1 protein-coding gene and 1 pseudogene are annotated in these 333 nt (G+C 65.5%); both read right to left on the bottom strand.

Annotated elements, in window-relative coordinates:
- Positions 1–130 (bottom strand): annotated as a pseudogene (locus tag SB751_RS28940) (amino acid ABC transporter permease); the annotation flags it as partial.
- A gap of 44 nt (positions 131–174) precedes the next feature.
- Positions 175–333, bottom strand: a 159-nt coding sequence (locus SB751_RS28935) for a substrate-binding periplasmic protein (protein ID WP_410748900.1), incomplete at its 5' end; no start/stop codon positions are given.

The following is a 333-nucleotide window of genomic DNA, read 5'->3' as shown; positions in this document are numbered from 1 at the left end:
ACAGGCGGCACAGGCACACCACCAGGCCCAGCGCCACCGCCAGGAAAGCCGAACAGAAAAACAGCGCCAGGGTCCAGAGCGTGCCCTCGGCCAGGGGACTCAGGTACATGCGCAACGTGGCGAGATCCAATGCTTGCTCCTTAACTCGTGCTGCTTATCCGCGCGGCGGCGGCATTACTTGCTGAGCAGGTCGGATACGCCCCACTTCTGCCCGATCGCGGCCAGTTCGCCGTTGCGCTTCATCTCGGCCAGCGCGGCGTTGACGGCCTCCAGCAGCGCCGTATTGCCCTTCTGCACCGCCATGCCCACCTGCCACTTGCGCTGCGGCTGGTA

Origin of the sequence: Cupriavidus sp. SIMBA_020 (assembly GCF_046535395.1) — a bacterium.
In the GTDB taxonomy this organism is placed as follows: domain Bacteria; phylum Pseudomonadota; class Gammaproteobacteria; order Burkholderiales; family Burkholderiaceae; genus Cupriavidus; species Cupriavidus campinensis.
This window is presented reverse-complemented; position numbering and strand designations above follow the sequence as displayed.